The sequence below is a fragment of the Rathayibacter festucae DSM 15932 genome (assembly GCF_004011135.1).
GTDB lineage: Bacteria > Actinomycetota > Actinomycetes > Actinomycetales > Microbacteriaceae > Rathayibacter > Rathayibacter festucae.
In genome coordinates, this window is the sequence record NZ_CP028137.1 from 121202 (window position 1) to 141650 (window position 20449).

Sequence of the window (20449 nt, forward strand, 5' to 3'; positions counted from 1 at the left end):
CGCCGGAGCGCCGGGCATCAGGTCTGGCAGCGCGGACACCAGTAGGTGACCCGCAGCTGCAGCTCGTCGTCACCGAGCTCGCCGCGGCGGATCGCGGTGCCGCAGCGCCGGCACGGCTTGCGGTCGCGGCCGTAGACCCAGAGCTGCTGGCCGGGCCGGAGGTTGCCGGTCGTCGTGCGCTCGATGCGCTCGCGGTTGACGGTGATCAGCTTCTTCGCGAGGGCGATGGTGCGGACGAGGTCGCCGCTCTCGCCGACGGGACGCGTGGGCAGCACGCCGCGGAGGAAGCAGAGCTCGGCCCGGTAGACGTTGCCGAGGCCGGCCAGGATCCGCTGGTCGAGCAGCGCCAGGCCGATCGGCCGCTTCGGGTCGGCGGTTATGCGGCGCAGCGCCTCGTCGGCGTCCCAGTCCGCACCGAGCAGGTCGGGGCCGAGGTAGCCGACCACGTCCTCCTCGGCGGACCGCGGCACGATCTCGAGCAGGCCGAGCTCGAAGCCGACGGCCTGCCACTCGTCCGTCTCGAGCACGATGCGCGCCTGGAAGGCGGGCCGGTGCCACTTCGGACGGTCGCCCTTCAGCGAGTAGAGGTGCCAGCTGCCCTCCATCTTGAGGTGGGAGTGGATCAGCGCGTCGCCGATGCGCATCAGCAGGTGCTTGCCGCGCGGGACGACGGAGTCGATGGTCTCGCCGGTGAGGTCGACCGTCGCGAACTTCGGGACGCGGACGTCGCAGCGGGTCAGCACCTGGCCGTCGAGGGCGTCGGCGAGGTTGTGGGCGGAGCGGTAGACGGTGTCACCCTCGGGCACGGGCGCTCCTCTCGTGGCGGCCGGCGCTCACGCGCGCAGCCTCAGGCCGCGTGGGTTCGCGACGAACCCGGCGGCGGTCAGGGCGTCGCCGAAGGGCGTGCCCAGGGCGAAGACGCCGTCGATCTTCTCGACGGTGAGCTTCTCGACCCCGCGGGAGCGGACCAGCTGCGCGAGCGCGCCGGCCGCGTCCGCGAGGACGGTCTCGTCGGAGGAGAAGGTGAGCGCCGTCTTGCCGCCGCGCTCGAGGTAGACGGCGAGCTCGCCGTCGACGACGGCGACCAGAGCGCCCGCCTTGCGACCGGGCCGGTGGCCCTCGCCCTGCGGCCACGGCAGTGCCGCGCCGAAGGGGTTCGCCGGGTCGGTCGCGGCCAGCGCGAAGACGGGCCGGGCGCGCTGCTGGGCCTCGTCCTGCGGCGCGAAGGTACGGAGACGGTCGACGCTGCCCGCCGTGCCGAACTGCGCGGCGCCGAGCTTCTCGATGAAGTAGCCGCGGCGGGCGCGGCCCTGCTGCTCGAAGCCGCTGAGCACCTTGTAGGCGAGCGCGAAGCCGCCGAGCACCCCCTCGGCCTGGACCGAGCCGCGGGTGACGATGCCGTAGCGCTCGAGCAGCGTCTCGCCGAGGGCGTGACCGCGGATCGTCGCGTCCGACTCGGCCAGCGGCACGATCGACCAGCGGCCGCCCGCCGTGGGCGGACCGACGCGGGTCGCCATCGTGGGCCGGGCGGTCATGCGGCCGCGGGGCGCCCTGGCGCGGGCGGGGGCGCGCGGCTGCCGGTGCGCGCCGCCGGTCGAGCCGACGAGGGTGCGCAGCGGAGCGAGCGTGTCGTTCGTGAGCAGGCCCGCCCAGACCAGCTCCCACAGCGCCTCGACCAGGGTCTTGTCGTCGGTGGAGCCGACCGCGTCGGAGAGCTGCCGGAAGAAGTAGCCGCCGCCGGAGCCGAGCACGCCGACGATCTCCTGCTGCAGCTCGCCGAGCGGCACCGCCTCCGCCGCGGGGACGGGCAGCGTGAGACCGGCGGTGTCGGCGAGGTGCAGGCTCACCCAGCCGTCGTTGCCGGGGAGGGTGCCGGCGCCGGCCCAGAGGACCTCGCCGGTCGCGGTCAGCTCGTCGAGCATGGCGGGCGAGTAGTCGCGCACCCGGGCGGGGAGGATCAGCGACTCCCAGGCCGAGGCGGGGATGGGCGCACCCGCGAGCTGGTCGATGACGGAGGCGACGCCGTCGATGCCGCGCAGCGAGCCGCCGAGGTGCTGCCAGGCCGGCAGGAATCGGCCGTAGGCGGCGGCGTCGACCGGCTCGACCTCCTTGCGGAGCGCGGCGAGCGAGCGGCTGCGCAGGCGCCGCAGCACCTCGCTGTCGCACCACTCCGAGCCGGTGCCGTTCGGGCGGAACTCGCCCTCGGAGACGCGTCGCTCGCCGGAGAGCCGGCGGAGGGTGTCGTTGACGACCGCGACACCGAGCCCGAGCCGCTCGGCGACCGCGACGGCGGTGAACGGGCCGTGGGTGCGGGCGTAGCGGGCGACGAGGTCGCCGAGCGGGTCGCGCACCGGGTCGATGAAGGCGACGGGGACGCCGATGGGCAGCGGCACGCCGAGGGCGTCGCGCAGGCGCGAGGCGTCCTCCATCGCGGCGTAGCGCTGCTCGCCCGCGAGGCCGACCGGCAGGACGCGCTTGGCGCGGACCAGCTCGGCGACGATCGCGTCGAGCGTCTCGCGCGCGATCGGCGCGGCCTTAGCGACGTCGGCCGACGTCACCGACTCGTCGACGAGCCGCTCACCGAGCTCGTCGGTCGTCAGCGGGCCGAGCAGGCGGAGCAGGTCCGCGGCGCCCTCGAGGCCGCGCAGGCGCCGCTCCGGCTCGACGCGCTGCAGCTCGCGCTCGATCTGCGCGAGGACGAGCGGGTCGAGCAGCTCGCGCAGCTCGGCGCGGCCCAGCAGCTCGCCGAGGAGCGTCGCGTCGACCGAGAGAGCGGCGGCGCGGCGCTCCGCGAGCGGGCTGTCGCCCTCGTACATGAAGGCGGCGACGTAGCCGAACAGCATCGAGCGGGCGAACGGGCTGGCCGTCGGCGTCTCGACCTCGAGGATCTGCAGCTCCCGGCCGTCGAGCCGCGCGGCGAGGCGCAGCAGCGCGGGCAGGTCGTAGACGTCCTGGAGGCACTCGCGCACCGTCTCGAGGATGATCGGGAAGGTCGGGTAGGTGCGGGCCACGTCGAGCAGCTGGGCGGCGCGCTGGCGCTGCTGCCAGAGCGGCGAGCGCTTGCCCGGGTTGTAGCGGGGCAGCAGCAGCGCCCGCGCCGCGCACTCGCGGAACCGGGCGGCGAAGAGCGCCGAGCCGCCGACCTCGCTGGTCACCAGCTGCTCGAGCTCGTCGCGGTCGAAGAGGAAGAGCTCGGCACCGGGCGGCTCCGACTCGGTGTCGGGGATCCGGACGACGATGCCGTCGTCGCCCGCCATCGCGGCGCCGTCGACCCCGTGCCGCTCGCGGACCCGCGCGCCGATGGCGAGGGCCCAGGGGGAGTGCACCTGCATCCCGTAGGGCGAGTGCAGCACCAGCCGCCAGTCGCCCAGCTCGTCGCGGAAGCGCTCGAGCACGAGCGTGCGGTCGTCCGGGATGCGGCCGGTGGCCAGGCGCTGCTCGTCGAGGAAGGAGAGCAGGTTGTTGGTCGCGTACTCGTCCAGGCCCGCGGCGGTGCAGCGCTCGCGGGCGGTCTCGACCGCGGCGCCGCCGATCTCGCGGGTGAAGGCGCCGATCGCCTCGCCGAGCTCGGCCGGCCGGCCCTGCGAGTCGCCCTTCCAGAACGGCAGGCGTCCCGGCTCGCCGAAGGCGGGCGTGACGATGACGCGGTCGTAGGTGATCTCCTGGATCCGCCAGCTGGTCGCGCCGAGCGCGAAGACGTCGCCGACGCGCGACTCGTAGACCATCTCCTCGTCGAGCTCGCCGACCCGGTTGCCGGTCGAGCCGGGCTCGCCGACCATGAAGACGCCGAACAGCCCGCGGTCGGGGATCGTCCCGCCGCTGGTCACCGCGAGGCGCTGCGCTCCGGGCCGGCCCGTGAGGGTGTTCTCGTCGCGGTCCCAGACGACGCGGGGCCGCAGCTCCGCGAACTGGTCGGAGGGGTAGCGGCCGGAGAGCAGGTCGAGCGTCGCCTCGTAGGCCGAGCGCGGCAGGGCGACGAAGGGGGCGCTGCGGCGGACGGTGTCGAACCACTCGTCGACGTCGAGCGACTCCAGTGCCGTGGCGGCGACCGTCTGCTGCGCGAGGATGTCGAGAGGGTTGGCCGGCACCATGATCGCCTCGATCAGGCCGGCGCGCATCCGCTCGGTGGTGACGGCGGAGTGCAGCAGGTCGGCCCGGTGCTTGGGATAGAACGAGCCGCGGGAGACCTCGCCCACCTGGTGGCCGGCCCGGCCGACGCGCTGAAGCGCGCTGGCGACCGAGGGCGGCGTCTCGACCTGCACGACGAGGTCGACGGCGCCCATGTCGATCCCGAGCTCGAGGCTCGAGGTGGCGACCACGCAGCGCAGCCGGCCCGACTTGAGGTCGTCCTCGATGATCGCGCGCTGCTCCTTGCTGACCGAGCCGTGGTGCGCGCGGGCGAGCAGCGGCTCGTCCTCGGGAGCGGCCTGACCGGTTCCGCTGGTCGCTCCGGCGGCGCCCATGGTGGCGGCCGGAGTGCGGCGGGCGGAGGCGCCGACCGCCTCACCGAGGAGCGCGCCGACCGCGACCGGCTCGCCGGCCTCGCGGGCGCGCTCGGCCTCGGCCTCGCGCCGCTCCGCGTAGATCTCGTTGAGCCGGGCCGTCAGTCGCTCGGCCAGCCGCCGCGAGTTCGCGAAGACGATCGAGGAGGTGTGCGCGAGCACGCGGTCGACGATCGACTCCTCCACGTGCGGCCAGATCGAGCCGCTCTGCGGGCCGGTGGCGCCCATCGTCGAGCCGTCCTGCGAGGCGGTGGAGCCGAGCTCGGACATGTCCTCGACGGGGACGACGACGCTGAGGTCCCACTGCTTCTCGGAGACCGGGGCGACGATCGTGACGGGCGAGCGGCCGGCCAGGAAGCGCGCGACCTCCTCGCGCGGACGGACCGTGGCCGAGAGCCCGATGCGCTGCACGGGCTTGGGCAGCAGCGCGTCCAGCCGCTCGAGCGAGACCGCGAGGTGCGCGCCGCGCTTGGTGGAGGCGACCGCGTGCACCTCGTCGACGATGACCGTCTCGACCCCGCGCAGCGACTCCCGCGCGGCCGAGGTGAGCATCAGGTAGAGCGACTCGGGGGTGGTGATCAGGATGTCCGGCGGCGTCTTCTGGAGCACCCGGCGCTCGGCCGCGGGGGTGTCGCCGGAGCGGACGCCCACCGTCACCGTCGACGGCGCGCTGCCGATGCCCTCGGCGCTCAGCCGGAGCGCGGTCTGCGTCACGCCGACCAGCGGCGAGCGGAGGTTGCGCTCGACGTCGACGCCGAGCGCCTTCAGCGGCGAGACGTAGAGCACGCGGGTTCGGTGCTGCGGGTCCTCCGGCGGCGGGCCCTGCACGAGCCGGTCGATCGCCCAGAGGAACGCCGAGAGCGTCTTGCCCGAGCCGGTCGGAGCGACGACGAGGGCGTGCGCGCCGCTCGAGATCGCCGACCACGCGCCCTCCTGGGCGGCCGTCGGCGCGGGGAAGGCGCCCTCGAACCAGGCCCGGGTGGCGGGGCTGAAGCGATCGAGGACGTGCGGCATGCGTGAATCCTCCCTGCCACCACCGACATTGCCGTGCGCGCGCCCCGCGGGCGAGCCCTTGACGAGCGGCCGCGGCGGCCGGTGATCGTCCGGGGGCACCGGAGTCAGGCGAAGCCGAGCCGCACGAAGGTGCCGATGTCGGCGAGCTCCGCCTGGCTCACGCCGTGGGCCACGCCCTCGTAGACCCTCGCGTCGAGCGCGGTGTGCGCCGGGAACCACTCCGCCGCCTCCGCGACCAGCTCCGGCGGGATCACGGCGTCCAGCGTGCCGCGCCCCCAGAACACCGGCGGACGCTCCTCGGCGAGGACCTCGTCGGCCGCGTCGCCCTCCGCCAGCGGCACCACGAAGCCAGAGAGGGCCACCGCGAACGCGAAGCGGCCCGGGGCCCGCCGCAGCAGCTGCACGGCCAGCGCCGCGCCCTGCGAGAAGCCGAGCACGCCGACGGGACCGTCGTGCTCGAGCGCGTCCAGCCAGTCGAGGACGCCCTGCGCCGCCGCCTCGACCGCGACCGGGTCGGCCCGCGGCTGATCCGGATCCAGCGGGACCCGCAGCGGCCACCAGGCGTTCGCGCCGCCGTCCAGGGCCAGCGGCGCCCGGAGCGACGCGAGCACCGGCTCCAGCGGCAGGTAGGCGCCGAGCGAGAACAGGTCGCCCTCGTGCGAGCCGTAGCCGTGCAGGAGCACCAGGAGGGGCCGCCCGGCCCGGTCCTTCGCGGAGGAGGACCACAGCACCGCGTTCGCGTCGATTCCCATCCGACCATCATCGCCGAGTCTGCAGAGTGCGAGCCGAAACCGGACTGACATGAACGTCGGGTAAGAATGGCCCTATGAGCGTGCGTACCCCTGATCCCAACTCCGGGTGGCTGTCCGACGATGAACTCGCCGAGATCCGCCGTCGGCTCCCGCTGCTGTACGTCGAGGCGGTGCCCGTCCGCGTCGACGGACTCGGCCAGGTGACCGAGGTCGGGGTGCTGCTCCGGGCGACCGCCTCGGGGCAGATCACGCGCACCATCGTCTCCGGCCGGGTGATGTACGGCGAGACCCTCCGCGACGCGCTCTTCCGCCACCTCGAGAAGGACCTCGGCCCGATGGCGTTCCCGCTGCTGCCGGCCAGCCCGCTGCCCTTCCACGTCGCCGAGTACTTCCCCATGCCCGGCATGGGCCCCTTCACCGACGACCGGCAGCACGCCGTCTCGCTCGCCTACGTCGTCCCCGTCACCGGCACCTGCGATCCCCGCCAGGACGCCCTCGAGCTGACCTGGATGACCCCCGACGAGGCCTGCTCCGACGCCGTCTCCGCCGAGATGGAGGGTGGGCGCGGCGCCTTGCTGCGCGCCGCACTCGCATCGGTGGGGAAGCTTCGGTAGCGCGCAGCGTGCCTTCTCGCGCGCCGCAGTCGGCTCTCGCAGGTGGTCGGGCCCCGTAGAGCGTCCGACGTCCGCCTGGCGGAATTCGCTGGCACGCGAATTCCGCTCACGGCTTGAAGCGCGCTCTCGCACCGGGACTCGGGCGCCAGAGGGCTTCGTGCCTCAGGGTTCCGTGGTCGCGGCGATTCTCGGGGAGAGCCGTCCGCTCTGGGCCGGCCGCGCTTTCGCGCGGGCACGCCGATAGACCGGGAGTTGCGCATCTGCCGCGTGGGCGACAGAGGCTGCACGATCATGTCCTCCGCCCGTCTCGAGTGCGAGACGGGCGAAAAGGCGCCACGTCCGAGAGGCGGGGCGAGTCCACGGGAGGATCGTGGGATGGCGCGCTCCGGACTGTCACTGCCCGACGACTACGCCAGCACGCTCGAGGGGCTGAAGAAGCAGGTCCATGAGGCGCGACGTCAAGCGCAGCGCGTCGTCAATACTCAACTGGTCGAGCTGTACTGGCGGATCGGGCAGACCATCCTGCGTCAGCAGGAGACTCAACAGTGGGGGAGCGGGGTCGTCGAGCGTCTCGCGAACGATCTGCGAGCGGAGTTCCCGGCGATGAAGGGATTCTCTCGTCGCAACCTGCTCTACATGCGCGCTTTCGCTGCCAGCTGGCCCGAGCCGGCAATCGTGCAACAGGCTGTTGCACGATTGCCCTGGGGCCATATCACGGTGCTCCTCGACCGGCTCGACGAACGGGATGCACGCGACTGGTACGCCGAGACGGCGGTGAAGCGGGCCTGGTCACGGAACATGCTGGCCAACCAGATCATGAACCGCACCCGCGATCGGATCGGCGCGGCACCGACCAACTTCACGGACCGACTCACCCTGTCCGACTCGGATCTCGCGCGGGAACTCGCGAAGGACCCCTACGTGTTCGACTTCCTCGACCTCTCCGAGGACGCCGCAGAGCGAGACCTCGAGCAGGCCCTCACGGATCGCATCGTCGACACCCTCCGCGAGCTCGGCGCCGGCTTCGCATTCATCGGCCGCCAGGTGCATTTCGACGTCGACGGCGACGACTTCTACCTCGACCTGCTGTTCTTCCACGTGGATCAGCTCCGTTACGTGGTCATCGAGCTCAAGACCGGCCGATTCCAGCCCGAGTACGCGGGCAAGCTCGGCTTCTACATCGCTCTCGTCGACGACCGCCTCAGACGACCGGAGCACGCTCCGACGGTAGGGATCCTCATCTGCGGCAGCCGCAACGAGCACACCGTCCGATACTCGCTGGGACGCGCCGATTCTCCGATCGCGGTGTCGACCTACTCGTACGACGCTCTGCCGGCGGAGGAACGAGCCGTTCTGCCCGACGCCGAGCGACTCGCTGAAGCGCTCGACTGGGAAGAAGAGTCGGCCGACTGACGACTGCTGTGGCAGCGCCGGCTGCCGTTCCTCCTTCGCCACCGCAGCAGAAGAAGCAGCCTCTCCCGAAGACGACGAAGGCCGGGAGCCCGACCCGCGACTGCGTCGCGGGAGGACTCCCGGCCTTCTTCATGTCTCTTCGTGCAGTCGTCGCGGCACGCGCACGTCGTCAGACGCTGCGCCCCGGACCAGCCGCCCCTCACGAGGCGGAGCGGCGATTCGCGTGCCAAGCGAATCGCCGTAGCCGTTCGCAACCCGCTCTGCGGAACGCGACCGTCCACCCAGCCGACTGCGGCGCGCCGCTGCGCGGCGCGCGAATTAGCCCTGTGCGCGTCGCGCAGGGCGGCGCTCAGCGCCGGCCGGGGCGGAGCTGCTGGAGCCCGAGCCGGTGCTGTAGTACGAGCGCGAGCCGCCCGAGGTGGTCGCTGCGGCGGCGGAGCGGCCGCGGCCGCCGCGCTGTCCGCCGCGAGCGGCGCCGTCGGAGCTTCCGCCGGTGCCGCGGCGGGGACGGTCGGAGCCGGCGCCGGCGGGAGCCGCCGAGCGCTCACCGCGTCCGCCGCGGGGGGCGGTGCCGCCATCGGTGCGTGCGGCGCGCTTGCGCTGCGCGTTGGCACCCTGCGAGCGGCCGCCCTGCGACTGGCCGCGGACGGGCTCGACGACGGCGGTCGGGGTGACGTACGCCGCGACGTCGCCGACGAGCTTCGACACGGCGGCCGAGTCGGCGGTGACGAGCTGCGGGGTGACCTGGATGGCGGCCTTGCGCAGGAGCGTCTTCACGTCGCCGCGCTGGCTGGGCAGCACGACGGTGACGACGTCGCCCTCGCTGCCGGCGCGGGCGGTGCGGCCCGAGCGGTGCAGGTACGCCTTGTGCTCCATCGGCGGGTCGACGTGGATGACCAGCTCGACGTCGTCGACGTGCACGCCGCGGGCGGCGACGTCGGTGGCGACGAGCACCTTGACGGTGCCGGCGCCGAAGGCGGCGAGGTTGCGGTCGCGGGCGACCTGCGAGAGGTTGCCGTGCAGGTCGACGGCGGGGATGCCCTGGCCGGTGAGCTGCTTGGCGAGCTTCTTCGCGTGGTGCTTGGTGCGCATGAAGAGGATGCGGCGGCCGGTGCCGGACGCCAGGGTCTTCACGAGGGCGTTCTTGGCGTCGAGGCTGTCGACCTCGAAGACGTGGTGGGTCATCAGCGCGACGGGCGAGTTCGCCTCGTCGACCGAGTGCAGCACCTCGTTCTGCAGGTACTTCTTGACGAGCTTGTCCACGCCGTTGTCGAGCGTGGCCGAGAACAGCAGGCGCTGTCCGCCGCGGGGGGTCTTGTCGAGAATGCGCGTGACGACGGGCAGGAAGCCCAGGTCGGCCATGTGGTCGGCCTCGTCGAGCACGGTGATCTCGACGGCGTCGAGGTTGACGAAGCCCTGCTTCATCAGGTCCTCGAGGCGGCCGGGGCAGGCCACGACGATGTCGACGCCCTGCTTGAGCGCGGCGACCTGGCGCTGCTGCGAGACGCCGCCGAAGATCGTGGTGGTGACGATGCCGTAGGCGTCGGCGAGGGGCTGCATGGCCGCGGTGATCTGCGTGGCGAGCTCGCGGGTCGGCGCGAGGATCAGGCCGAGCGGGCGACCCGGGCGGCGGCGGCCGCCGGCGAGGGCGCCGCCGAGGCGGGCGACCATCGGGATGGCGAAGGCGAGGGTCTTGCCGGAGCCGGTCTTGCCGCGGCCGAGCACGTCGCGGCCGTTCAGGGTGTCGGGGAGCGTGTCCACCTGGATCGGGAACGGCTCGGTGATGCCGTTCGCGGTCAGGGCGGTGACGAGGGGTGCGGGGACGCCGAGAGCGGCGAAGGTGGGGATGGTCGACATGGATGGTGCCTTTCGGGGCATCATGCCGATCTGACAGCGCAGGCGGTGGCCGGGCGCGGGTGATCGGCTGTTCGGGCGAAGGTGACGGTGGTCACATCCGTTCGCCGTACGAAGCGGTGCGCGCGGCCGGGGGCCTCATGCACGTGCGCCAGATGGTCGGGATCCAGAGGGATCCGCAACGGAAAATGGGCGTTCTACGACGCGGGGGAGCGCAGTCGTCGCGCTCGCACCCTTCCACCCTAGTGGGTGCCGATCCATCCCCGCATGGTCGACTGCACGCGGGAGCCGTCGAGGTCGGCCAGCTTCAGACCGACGAAGTCCCGCGCCCAGTCCGAGGTCTGCACCCGGAAGGGCGGCTCCGGGTCGCGCAGGGTCTGCAGGATCACCGCGGCCACATCGGCCGGCTCCTGGGCGTGGGTGGAGGAGAAGGCGGACGCCGTGCGGTCGAGGTAGGCGCCGAGCGCGCCGGCGTAGGGGCCGGCCTCGGCCATCAGGGCGGAGGCGTCGATGCCGACGTTCTCGACGAAGCTGCTGCGGACGGCGCCCGGCTCGATCAGCGAGACGTGCACGCCGACGGCCGCGGCGACCGGCGCGAGGGCCTCGAAGAAGCCCTCGATCGCGAACTTCGCGGCGCAGTAGTCCTCGTTGAAGGGCTGGCCGACGGCGCCGCCGACGCTCGACACGGTCACGATCCGCCCGCGCGAGGAGCGCAGAAGGGGCAGCGCGGCGCGGGTCACGGCGACCGTGCCGAAGAAGTTGACCTCCATGACGCGACGCAGCTCGGCCGGGTCCTCGAGCTCGGTGATGCCGACGTGGCCCGCCCCGGCGTTGTTCACCAGGACGTCGAGTCCGCCGTGCACGGACTGGATCCGCTCGAGGCAGGCGGTGACGGAGTCCGCGTCGGTGACGTCGAGCCGCTGCACGTCGAGCTCCACCCCGGCCCCGCCGATCGCCTCGCGGAGTCCGTCGGCGTGCTCCACGTCGCGGACCGTCGCGACCACCTGCCAGCCCGAGCGGGCGGCCTCGATCGCTGTCGCGCGGCCGATGCCGGTCGAGGTTCCGGTGACGAGGAGGACGGGTCGGGGCATGCTGATTCCTGCTTTCCGGCGCGGGGGCGCGCCGCCCGGAGGCTATCGGCGGAGCCTCCGAGAACGGTCAGCATCGGCGGGCGGGATCTCGATGCGCCCTCTGCGAGGGCTGCTCGATCAGCATGTCGCCGCGCCGTCAGCCCTTGTAGCGCTCGCCCACCGGGACCTCGACCGGCAGAGTGCTGCCGGCCTGCGCGAGCGGGCAGGCCCAGGCCGGGTCGTACGCGCAGGAGGGGTTGTAGGCGAAGTTGAAGTCGAGCACGAGCGTCGACGGCGTCGCTCCGGTGCCGAGGTCGGCGCCCTTCACGGTGTCGAGCAGGTAGCGCCCGCCGCCGTAGGTGCCGCCCGGCGTCCCGGCCAGCGCGTCCTTGACGGGCACGAAGAGCCCGCCGCCGTAGGAGCCGAGCTTCCAGACGTCCAGGGTCCCTGCGGAGGGGACCTCGACGGTCCCGACCAGCTCGAACGGCACGACGCCGTCCGTCCCCGTCTCCACGTCCATCCGCCGCGCCTCCTCGGCCGGCGCGACCTCGAGCTCGAACCGCCAGGCCGCGTCGTACGGCGCGATCGGCAGCGAGCGGAAGTGCGCCCGGTCGGCGGGCAGCAGGGGAGTGGCGGGGTGGCGATCGAACAGCGCGTTGCGGGCCCGGATCCACGACGCGTGCGCGGCGAGCAGGTCGACGTTCGACAGCCTGCGGACCTCGGCGTACATCGCCTGGACGTGGCGGCGCCAGTCGGCGACCTCGATGGCGGAGGCGAGCCGGCGCCGCGGCGACACGGCGTCCTCGTCCTCGCTGCCGTCGTCCTCGCCGGTGGGCCAGCGGAAGCGCAGCAGGTCCGCGCGGGACAGCTCGACGGCCTCCTCGGCGGATCCGTCGGGGCTCACGGTGCGTCCTCCCCTCGGGGGCGGGTATCGGCGCCGACGTCGTGGCGCCAGGTCGGAGCCAGGGCGCGGATGCGGATCCCGCGCCACTGCCAGAACGCCCACATCGACGGCCAGAGAGCCGGCGAGGCGAGCCCGGCGCTGAACTCCAGCCGGTCGCGGAAGAGCGTCCGCCCGTCGGGGAGCGGGGCGACGGCCATCCGGTGGTCCCACGCGGTGATCAGCCGCAGCGCGCCGGAGAGCGGAGCGCCGTTGTCGCGGAGGATCCGGACGTCGGGCATCGACGGGACGCGGCGGTAGGAGAGGTCGATCTCCTGCGCGCCCATCGGCACGATCCCGAGGGCGTCCATCGCGACGTCGTGCGGCCCGAGGCCCCAGGTCGGGCGGAAGCCGCCCTCGTCCAGGGACGCGGCGGTCAGGAACGGGGACATCACCTCGCGGAACACGGCCGGACTCTGCAGGGCGCGCCAGGCGGAGTCGGGGTCGGTGTCGAGCACGTGCTTGAGCATCACCTTCACGGGGTCCATCCTCCTCCGGGTTCTCCCGGGCGGGAACCGGGTGCGCGCCGGGCCGCGGGCGTGTAGGCGGCGGCGGAGCGGTCGGTACCGTGGAGGCGTGAACGCCGCGCTCCCCGACTCCGACCGCACCGCCGCCGCCCCGGCCGCCGCCCTCGACCAGGGCTCGTACCAGATCCGCTTCGACTGGGGCGCCCGCGGTCTCCGGGCCCTCGCCCCGGCGCACATCACCGTGCTGGTCGACGCGCTCCCGGGAGGAGCGGACGACGCCGTCGACCCCGACGCGATCGACGGCCACGTCGTCCGCGCCGGCCTGGCCGACCGCACCGCCGTCGCCCGCTGGATCCTCGAGCGCCAGCACGAGAACGGCGGCCGGACCAGCGTCAACGTCGTCGCCGTCGGCGAGGTCGACGCGGCGGGCGAGCCGCGCTTCGCCGTTGAGGACCAGCTGGCCGCCGGCGCGCTGATCGACGCCCTGATCGGGCTCGGCATCGACCACGTCTCACCCGATGCGGCCGTCGCGTCCGCGTCCTACGAGGGTCTCCGCCGCGCCTGCGTCCACCTGCTGACCGCCTCCGCCACGGGCCGCCTGCTCACCGCGCGCGGCCGCGGGGCCGAGATCGCCGCCGCCGCCCGCGTGGACACGGTCGACACGGTGACGGTCCTGCGCTCCCCGCGCTGACGGACCGGACCTGAGCGTCTCCGCAAGGGCCCCGGCCGCGCTCGACCGGCGGGGGCGGGGCGGCGTAGCGTTCCCCGGGAGCGGAGGACCGCCTCCGCCGACCGTCTCCGCGACAGGAAAGCTGGCCCGAATGAAAGCCGTCCTCAACGACGTCGTCATCGCCGACGCCCCCGACTCCGATCTCATCTCCATCGAGGGCAACTGGTACTTCCCGCCCACGAGCGTGAACAACGACTACCTGGTGCCGAGCAGCACCCAGTACACCTGCCCGTGGAAGGGCGAGGCCCAGTACTACGACGTGAAGTCCGACGACGGGATGCTCAAGGACCGCGCCTGGTCCTACCCGACGCCGTACCCGACCGCGTTCGACCGCGTCGGCAAGGACTTCTCGGGCTACCTCGCGTTCTGGAAGGACGTGAAGGTCGTCGACTAGCCCTCGGCGCGGTCCGCGCGCTCGGCGCTCCGGCGCCGGTGCGCGCGGACCTTCGCCCGGTTGCCGCAGCGCTGCATCGAGCACCAGCGCCGCGAGCCGGCCCGGGAGGTGTCGAGGTAGAGGATCCGGCAGTCCTCCGCGTCGCAGCGGCGCAGCCGCCCCGGAGTGCCGCCGCCCAGCAGATCGACCGCCTCGCGGGCGAGGGTCGAGAGCGCCTGCCGCGCCGCCGCGTGCGAGCGGCCCGCCTGGCGCGAGCCGCCGGAGAGCGACGGCGGCACGTCCGGCATCGCGGCGAAGAGGTTGACGACGTCGACGTCCGCCGGGTCGCCCGCGGCACCGCGTTCAGCGGCGACGGCCAGCCGCGAGACCGCGCCGCGGAGCATCAGCGCGTCGTCGAGCCGCGCGTCGCGGGCGGAAGCGTCGACGGCGTCGAAGCGCTCGGCGAGCCAGGCCGCCAGGGCCTCGTCGGAGTCGAGGCGCTCGCCGGGGATCCCGCGCAGCGGCCCGGTGCAGGCGAAGTCGAGCGCGAGGCTCCCGGAGTCGAACCACCAGCGGAGCCCGCCCGCGTCGACCAGCCACTGCCCGGTGCTCGGCACCCGGCCGCGGACGACGCGATGCGGTGCGCCCTCGCTCACGCCGAGCGCTCGCTCGCGACCGGTCGCGCCGGCACCTCGCGGCGCCGCCACTCGATCGCGTTCGCGGCCTCGAAACGCCGGGCACACCTCCCGCAGGCCAGCGGCCGGCTCGGCCGGCGGTGCCGGTAGAAGAGGTGCCCGCTCGGGCAGCTGCCGACCCACGGCGCGAGCTCGTCCGCGGTCGGATTGCTGTGCGTGCGGTCGCCAGTGTAGCCCAGTGCCGTCGCCGCCCGCCGCCAGGCCGGACCGTGGCCGGCCTTCGGGCCGGCGAGCGCGTGCGCGACCTCGTGCAGCAGGGTCTGGTGCACCTCCTCGTCGCTCCACCGGGCGGCGAGATGCCGCGAGACGGTGATGCGCCGGTCCTTCCAGTGGCAGGCGCCGCCGCGGGTGCGGGCGTGATCGAAGGCGAAGCTCCACGAGGCGTCCAGGTGCTCGCGCAGCAGCGCGTCCGCCCAGCGGGCGACCTGGTCGAGCTCAGCCATCGGTCGGATCGGCTCCGGGGCTCAGGCCTCGTCGCCCTCGGCGCGGCGGCGGCCGCGCACGGCGCCGTCCGCCCGGGGGCCGCGGGTCGACTCGTCCTGGAACTCGGAGGCGGCGGCGAAGCCGAGGCGCGCGACCTCGAGCTCCTCCTCCTCCACGCCGACGCGCTCGCCGAGCGCGGTCGCCGCGTCGAAGTCGCGCGCCGCCTGGCTGTACTCGCCGCTCTCGAAGAGCGCGAGCCCGCGGTGCTTGAGTGCGAAGGAGTGCTCGACGTGCCACTCGTGCGTGCGCGCCTCCTCGACGCAGAGCGTGAGCTCCGAGAGCGCCTCGTCGGAGCGGTCGCGCAGCTGCATCAGGCGCGCGCGGCGGACGCGCGCGGTGAGCAGCTCGGCGCGGTCGCCGGAGAACCGGGTGCGGCGGACGGCCTCGGTGGCGATGTCCCAGGCCTCGTCGAGGCGGCCGAGCAGGCGCAGCAGCTCGGCCTTCTCGGTGAGCGCGGCGAGGGAGCGCAGCGCGCCGATCTCCTCCAGGCGGTCCTGGGCGGCGTCGACGTCGATCTCCTCGCGGAGCGTCGCGGGGTCGTGGCGGATGATGATGCTCAGGGCGGTTCTTCCTCGTGGATGCGGATCCGGATCGGCGCACGCGGCGGCGAGAGGACGGAGGGGGCTCTGGCCCCCGTCCACTGTACGGGCAACCGGGCCGGGGCGCCCGGCCCGGGCACGCTCAGCCCCGGCGACGCTCCTCAGCCCCGGCGACGCTCCTCAGCCCCGGCGGACCTGGAAGATGCTGCGGGCCGGCAGCGGCGAGGGCGTGGCGGTGTCGTCGGTGACGACCGAGGCGCCGCCGAGGAAGTTCTCCAGCTCGCGCCCCTGCACCAGCTTCGCCGGCGCCGGATCGGAGGCGAGCCGCCGTGGCAGCCCGTCCACCGGAAGCGGGGAGGGCGAGGCGAGCATCACCACGTTGCCGAAGCGCTTGGCCTTCAGCATCTGGGTGTCGGTCATGATCGCCGTGTGCGCGAAGACCGCCGCGAGCGTGGCGGCCTGCGCCCGGGCGAAGGCGAGCGCCCCGCCGTCGGCCACGTTCACCGCCACGACCCCGGTGGGCGCGAGCAGCGGAGCGATCTCGCGGTAGAACTCGGCGCTCGTGACGTGCGCGGGCGTCCGGGCCCCGGAGAAGATGTCGACCACGACGACGTCGACGGTGCCGAGCAGCCCCGGCGGCAGCTTGCCGAGCACCTCGCGGGCGTCGCCCTGGCGGATCCGGATCTGCGCGCCGCGGGGCAGCGGGAGCGCCTCACGCACGAGGTCGACCAGCGCCGCCTCGATCTCGACGACCTGCTGGCGCGAGCCGGGCCGGGTCGCCGCCACGTAGCGCGGGAGGGTCAGCGCGCCGGCGCCCAGGTGCAGCGCCGTCACCGCTTCGCCCTCGGGCGCGAGCAGGTCGATCGCGTGGCCGATCCGCCGCACGTACTCGAAGGAGAGGTGCGTCGGGTCGGCGAGGTCGACGTGCGACTGCGGGGTCCCGTCGACGACGAGGGTCGCCGCGTCGGCGGAGTGCCGGTCGGGCTCGATCTGCGCGAGGAACCCGCTGGCGAGCACGGCGCGGGGGTGCTCGGAGTCGTCGCCGCGTCGGCGACCGGTGCGTTCGGCCATCCGACCAGTCTGCCGTGCCGCGCAGGAGAGGAGGCGGAGGGGAGAGGCGGAGCGGGAGAGGCGGGGAGGGCGGGACCCTCGACCCGGCCGTATACCCGAGGCCCGTGCCGGACGCAAGCACCTGCACTTGCGCGGCGTGGCGCAGTGCATCTATAGTTGTACTTTGCGCTCCCGAGTGCCGAGTCGTCATATTGCGGTCGACCAGCCATCGGAACCCGGCATCAGATGGTGGATGCCGATGCCACACTCTAGCCCCCGCCCCGAAGGCCGCGTCAAACCGGTCGCTTCGTCGCTGCGGCCGCGTCACCGCGGTCACGGAACGGGGAGCAGGACGTGTCGGCCCGCCCGGCGGGAGCCCACTCCACACATCCCACAGATTGAGACCCGCGAGGGTCTACGGAGGTTCCTTCCTTGGCTGCTGCGCCCAACGCAACCACCACCTCACCCAAGAACGGACGCGGAGCTTCGCGTCTCTCGTTCGCCAAGATCAGCGACACCCTGACGGTTCCGGATCTGCTCGCGCTGCAGACCGAGAGCTTCGACTGGCTCGTCGGCTCGGAGGCGTGGAAGACCCGCGTCGCTGAGGCGAAGGCCGTCGGCCGGGAGGATCTCCCCGCCAACTCCGGACTCGACGATATCTTCGAGGAGATCTCCCCGATCGAGGACCTCAGCGAGACGATGCAGCTGAGCTTCACGAACCCGTACCTCGAGCCCGAGAAGTACACGATCGAGGAGTGCAAGGAGCGCGGCAAGACCTACGCCGCTCCGCTGTACGTCGAGGCCGAGTTCATGAACCACCTCACGGGTGAGATCAAGACCCAGACGGTCTTCATGGGCGACTTCCCCCTGATGACCGAGAAGGGCACGTTCATCATCAACGGCACCGAGCGTGTCGTCGTGTCCCAGCTCGTCCGCAGCCCGGGCGTGTACTTCGAGCGCCAGCAGGAGAAGACGTCCGACAAGGACATCTACTCCGCCCGCGTCATCCCCAGCCGCGGTGCCTGGCTCGAGTTCGAGATCGACAAGCGCGACCAGGTCGGCGTCCGCATCGACCGCAAGCGCAAGCAGTCGGTCACCGTCTTCCTCAAGGCCCTGGGCCTGACGAGCGAGGAGATCCTCGAGCAGTTCGCCGGCTACGAGTCGATCGAGCTGACCCTCGAGAAGGACAACATCCTCACCAAGGAGGACGCCCTCCGCGACATCTACCGCAAGCTCCGCCCGGGCGAGCAGGTCGCCGCCGAGGCCGCCCGCGCGCTGCTGGACAACTTCTACTTCAACAGCAAGCGCTACGACCTCGCCAAGGTCGGCCGCTACAAGATCAACCGCAAGCTCGGCATCGACAAGGCGCTGTCCGACTCGGTGCTCACGGTCGAGGACATCATCGCGACCATCAAGTACCTGGTCGCGCTGCACGACGGCCGCACCAACCTGCCCGGTGTGCGCGACGGTGCCGCGGTCGACCTCCGCCTCGACGTGGACGACATCGACCACTTCGGCAACCGCCGCATCCGCGCGGTCGGCGAGCTCATCCAGAACCAGGTCCGCACCGGCCTGTCCCGCATGGAGCGCGTCGTCCGCGAGCGCATGACCACGCAGGACATCGAGGCGATCACCCCGCAGACCCTGATCAACGTCCGCCCCGTGGTGGCCGCGATCAAGGAGTTCTTCGGCACCTCGCAGCTGTCGCAGTTCATGGACCAGAACAACCCGCTCGCGGGTCTGACCCACAAGCGCCGCCTGTCGGCGCTCGGCCCCGGCGGTCTCTCCCGTGAGCGCGCCGGCGTCGAGGTCCGCGACGTCCACCCGTCGCACTACGGCCGCATGTGCCCGATCGAGACCCCGGAAGGCCCGAACATCGGCCTGATCGGCTCGCTCGCGTCCTTCGCGCGCATCAACTCGTTCGGCTTCATCGAGACGCCGTACCGCAAGGTCGTCGACGGCGTCGTCACCGCGCAGATCGACTACCTCACCGCGTCCGAGGAGGACGAGTACCTGGTCGCCCAGGCGAACGCCCCCCTCACCTCCGACATGCGCTTCGCCGAGGGCAAGGTCCTGGTCCGCCCCAAGGGCGGAGAGGTCGAGCTCGTCGACGCCGAGCGCGTGCACTACATGGACGTCTCCCCGCGCCAGATGGTGTCGGTCGCGACCTCGCTGATCCCGTTCCTCGAGCACGACGACGCGAACCGCGCGCTCATGGGCGCGAACATGCAGCGTCAGGCCGTCCCGCTGCTGCGCAGCGAGTCGCCCGTCGTCGGAACCGGCATGGAGGGCTTCGCGGCCATCGACGCCGGCGACGTCATCACGGCCGACAAGGCCGGCGTGGTCCAGGAGGTCTCCGCCGACTCCGTCACCGTCCAGCTGGACGAGGGCGGCACGCAGACCTACTTCCTGCGCAAGTTCGACCGCTCGAACCAGGGCACCTCGTACAACAACCGCGTGGTCGTCTCCGCCGGTGAGCGCATCGAGGTCGGCGAGATCGTCGCCGACGGTCCCGCGACCGAGAACGGCGAGCTCGCGCTCGGCAAGAACCTGCTCGTCGCGTTCATGCCGTGGGAGGGTCACAACTTCGAGGACGCGATCATCCTCAGCCAGAACCTGGTGAAGGACGACGTCCTCTCCTCGATCCACATCGAGGAGTACGAGGTCGACGCCCGCGACACCAAGCTCGGCAAGGAGGAGATCACCCGCGACCTCCCCAACGTCAGCCCGGAGCTCCTGGCCGACCTGGACGAGCGCGGCATCATCCGCATCGGCGCCGAGGTCCGCCCCGGCGACATCCTCGTCGGCAAGGTCACGCCCAAGGGCGAGACCGAGCTCTCGGCCGAGGAGCGCCTGCTCCGCGCGATCTTCAACGAGAAGAGCCGCGAGGTCCGCGACACGTCGCTCAAGGTGCCCCACGGCGAGCAGGGCACGATCATCGGCGTCAAGGTGTTCGACGCGCAGGACGGCGACGACGAGCTCGGCTCGGGCGTCAACCAGCGCGTGGTCGTCTACATCGCCCAGAAGCGCAAGATCACCGAGGGCGACAAGCTCGCCGGCCGCCACGGCAACAAGGGCGTCATCTCGAAGATCCTGCCGGTCGAGGACATGCCGTTCCTCGCCGACGGCACCCCGGTCGACATCGTGCTGAACCCGCTCGGCGTCCCCGGCCGGATGAACTTCGGCCAGGTCCTCGAGATCCACCTCGGCTGGATCGCGAAGCAGGGCTGGAAGGTCGACGGCAAGCCCGAGTGGGCCAAGCGCCTGCCCGAGCACGCCCGCGAGGCCGCTCCCGGCACCAAGGTCGCCACCCCGGTGTTCGACGGTGCGGCGGAGGAGGAGCTCGCAGGGCTCCTCGACTCCACCACCCCGACCCGCGACGGCGAGCGCCTGATCGGCTCGTCCGGCAAGACGCAGCTGTTCGACGGCCGCTCGGGGGAGCCCTTCCCGGACCCGGTCTCGGTCGGCTACATGTACATCCTGAAGCTGCACCACCTCGTCGACGACAAGATCCACGCGCGCTCGACGGGCCCGTACTCGATGATCACCCAGCAGCCGCTCGGTGGTAAGGCGCAGTTCGGCGGCCAGCGCTTCGGCGAGATGGAGGTGTGGGCCCTCGAGGCCTACGGTGCCGCCTACGCGCTGCAGGAGCTCCTCACCATCAAGTCGGACGACATCCTCGGCCGCGTGAAGGTGTACGAGGCCATCGTCAAGGGTGAGAACATCCAGGAGCCGGGCATCCCGGAGTCCTTCAAGGTCCTCATCAAGGAGATGCAGTCCCTGTGCCTGAACGTCGAGGTCCTCTCGGCCGACGGCACCGCGGTCAGCCTGCGCGACACGGATGACGAGGTCTACCGCGCCGCGGAGGAGCTCGGCATCAACATCTCCTCCCGGTTCGAGTCGTCCTCCGTCGACGACATCTGATCCCGCGCCAGCATCTGACGACTCCCCGT

General features: G+C 72.7%; 16 protein-coding genes. 5 read left to right on the forward strand and 11 right to left on the reverse strand.

Annotated features, from left to right (window positions below):
* Positions 1-17 precede the first annotated feature (17 nt).
* From C1I64_RS00590 to C1I64_RS00600, 3 genes are all read right to left on the reverse strand, one after another.
* Positions 18-806, reverse strand: coding sequence for a DNA-formamidopyrimidine glycosylase family protein (locus C1I64_RS00590; protein ID WP_127885895.1), 789 nt, complete (start codon positions 804-806; stop codon positions 18-20).
* 27 nt (positions 807-833) lie between these two features.
* Positions 834-5516, reverse strand: a complete 4683-nt coding sequence (locus tag C1I64_RS00595) for an ATP-dependent helicase (RefSeq protein ID WP_127885896.1) — start codon at positions 5514-5516, stop codon at positions 834-836.
* Between the two features lie 104 nt (positions 5517-5620).
* Positions 5621-6268, reverse strand: coding sequence for an alpha/beta hydrolase (locus C1I64_RS00600; RefSeq protein ID WP_127885897.1), 648 nt, complete (start codon positions 6266-6268; stop codon positions 5621-5623).
* A gap of 74 nt (positions 6269-6342) precedes the next feature.
* Here C1I64_RS00600 and C1I64_RS00605 point away from each other — a divergent pair, with 74 nt between their 5' ends.
* Complete coding sequence (locus C1I64_RS00605) at positions 6343-6882, forward strand: NUDIX hydrolase family protein (protein ID WP_123445016.1); 540 nt, start codon at positions 6343-6345, stop codon at positions 6880-6882.
* Between the two features lie 375 nt (positions 6883-7257).
* Positions 7258-8295 carry a PDDEXK nuclease domain-containing protein gene (locus C1I64_RS00610; protein WP_127885898.1) on the forward strand — a complete coding sequence of 346 codons (1038 nt, stop codon included), beginning with the start codon at positions 7258-7260 and terminating at the stop codon, positions 8293-8295.
* Between the two features lie 318 nt (positions 8296-8613).
* Here C1I64_RS00610 and C1I64_RS00615 read toward each other — a convergent pair whose 3' ends face one another.
* The 4 genes from C1I64_RS00615 to C1I64_RS00630 all read right to left on the reverse strand — a co-directional run bounded on the left by C1I64_RS00615 (position 8614) and on the right by C1I64_RS00630 (position 12647).
* Entirely contained in the window at positions 8614-10152 is a 1539-nt protein-coding gene (locus C1I64_RS00615; protein WP_127885899.1) for a DEAD/DEAH box helicase, read from the reverse strand.
* A 239-nt stretch (positions 10153-10391) separates the two neighbouring features.
* The gene (locus C1I64_RS00620; protein WP_127885900.1) at positions 10392-11240 is read right to left on the reverse strand and encodes an SDR family oxidoreductase; all 849 of its coding nucleotides are present in this window, start codon (positions 11238-11240) and stop codon (positions 10392-10394) included.
* A gap of 136 nt (positions 11241-11376) precedes the next feature.
* Complete coding sequence (locus C1I64_RS00625; protein ID WP_123704621.1) at positions 11377-11949, reverse strand: DUF1684 domain-containing protein; 573 nt, start codon at positions 11947-11949, stop codon at positions 11377-11379.
* A 170-nt stretch (positions 11950-12119) separates the two neighbouring features.
* Positions 12120-12647, reverse strand: a complete 528-nt coding sequence (locus C1I64_RS00630) for a hypothetical protein (RefSeq protein ID WP_243586244.1) — start codon at positions 12645-12647, stop codon at positions 12120-12122.
* 88 nt (positions 12648-12735) lie between these two features.
* Between C1I64_RS00630 and C1I64_RS00635 the strand changes: the two genes are divergently transcribed.
* Together C1I64_RS00635 and C1I64_RS00640 are read left to right on the forward strand one after the other, a co-directional pair.
* Complete coding sequence (locus C1I64_RS00635; RefSeq protein WP_127885901.1) at positions 12736-13317, forward strand: 2-phosphosulfolactate phosphatase; 582 nt, start codon at positions 12736-12738, stop codon at positions 13315-13317.
* 130 nt (positions 13318-13447) lie between these two features.
* On the forward strand, positions 13448-13750 hold the full coding sequence (locus C1I64_RS00640) for a DUF427 domain-containing protein (protein ID WP_123445021.1): 303 nt from the start codon (positions 13448-13450) through the stop codon (positions 13748-13750).
* On the opposite strand, the gene C1I64_RS00645 is transcribed toward C1I64_RS00640, so the two are convergent.
* From C1I64_RS00645 to C1I64_RS00660, 4 genes are all read right to left on the reverse strand, one after another.
* Positions 13747-14385 (reverse strand): CGNR zinc finger domain-containing protein, encoded by a 639-nt coding sequence (locus C1I64_RS00645; protein WP_244209374.1) that lies wholly within the window; start codon positions 14383-14385, stop codon positions 13747-13749. The genes C1I64_RS00640 and C1I64_RS00645 overlap by 4 nt on opposite strands.
* A complete protein-coding gene (locus tag C1I64_RS00650) occupies positions 14382-14867 on the reverse strand; it encodes a SprT-like domain-containing protein (RefSeq protein WP_127885902.1) in 486 nt (161 codons plus the stop codon). Before C1I64_RS00650 ends, C1I64_RS00645 begins: the two co-directional genes overlap by 4 nt.
* Positions 14868-14888: 21 nt before the next feature.
* Complete coding sequence (locus C1I64_RS00655) at positions 14889-15548, reverse strand: hypothetical protein (RefSeq protein WP_185019941.1); 660 nt, start codon at positions 15546-15548, stop codon at positions 14889-14891.
* 78 nt (positions 15549-15626) lie between these two features.
* Positions 15627-16517, reverse strand: coding sequence for a spermidine synthase (locus C1I64_RS00660; protein ID WP_123445023.1), 891 nt, complete (start codon positions 16515-16517; stop codon positions 15627-15629).
* A 411-nt stretch (positions 16518-16928) separates the two neighbouring features.
* Between C1I64_RS00660 and rpoB the strand changes: the two genes are divergently transcribed.
* Entirely contained in the window at positions 16929-20420 is a 3492-nt protein-coding gene (rpoB, locus tag C1I64_RS00665) for a DNA-directed RNA polymerase subunit beta (protein WP_127885903.1), read from the forward strand.
* Positions 20421-20449 lie beyond the last annotated feature (29 nt).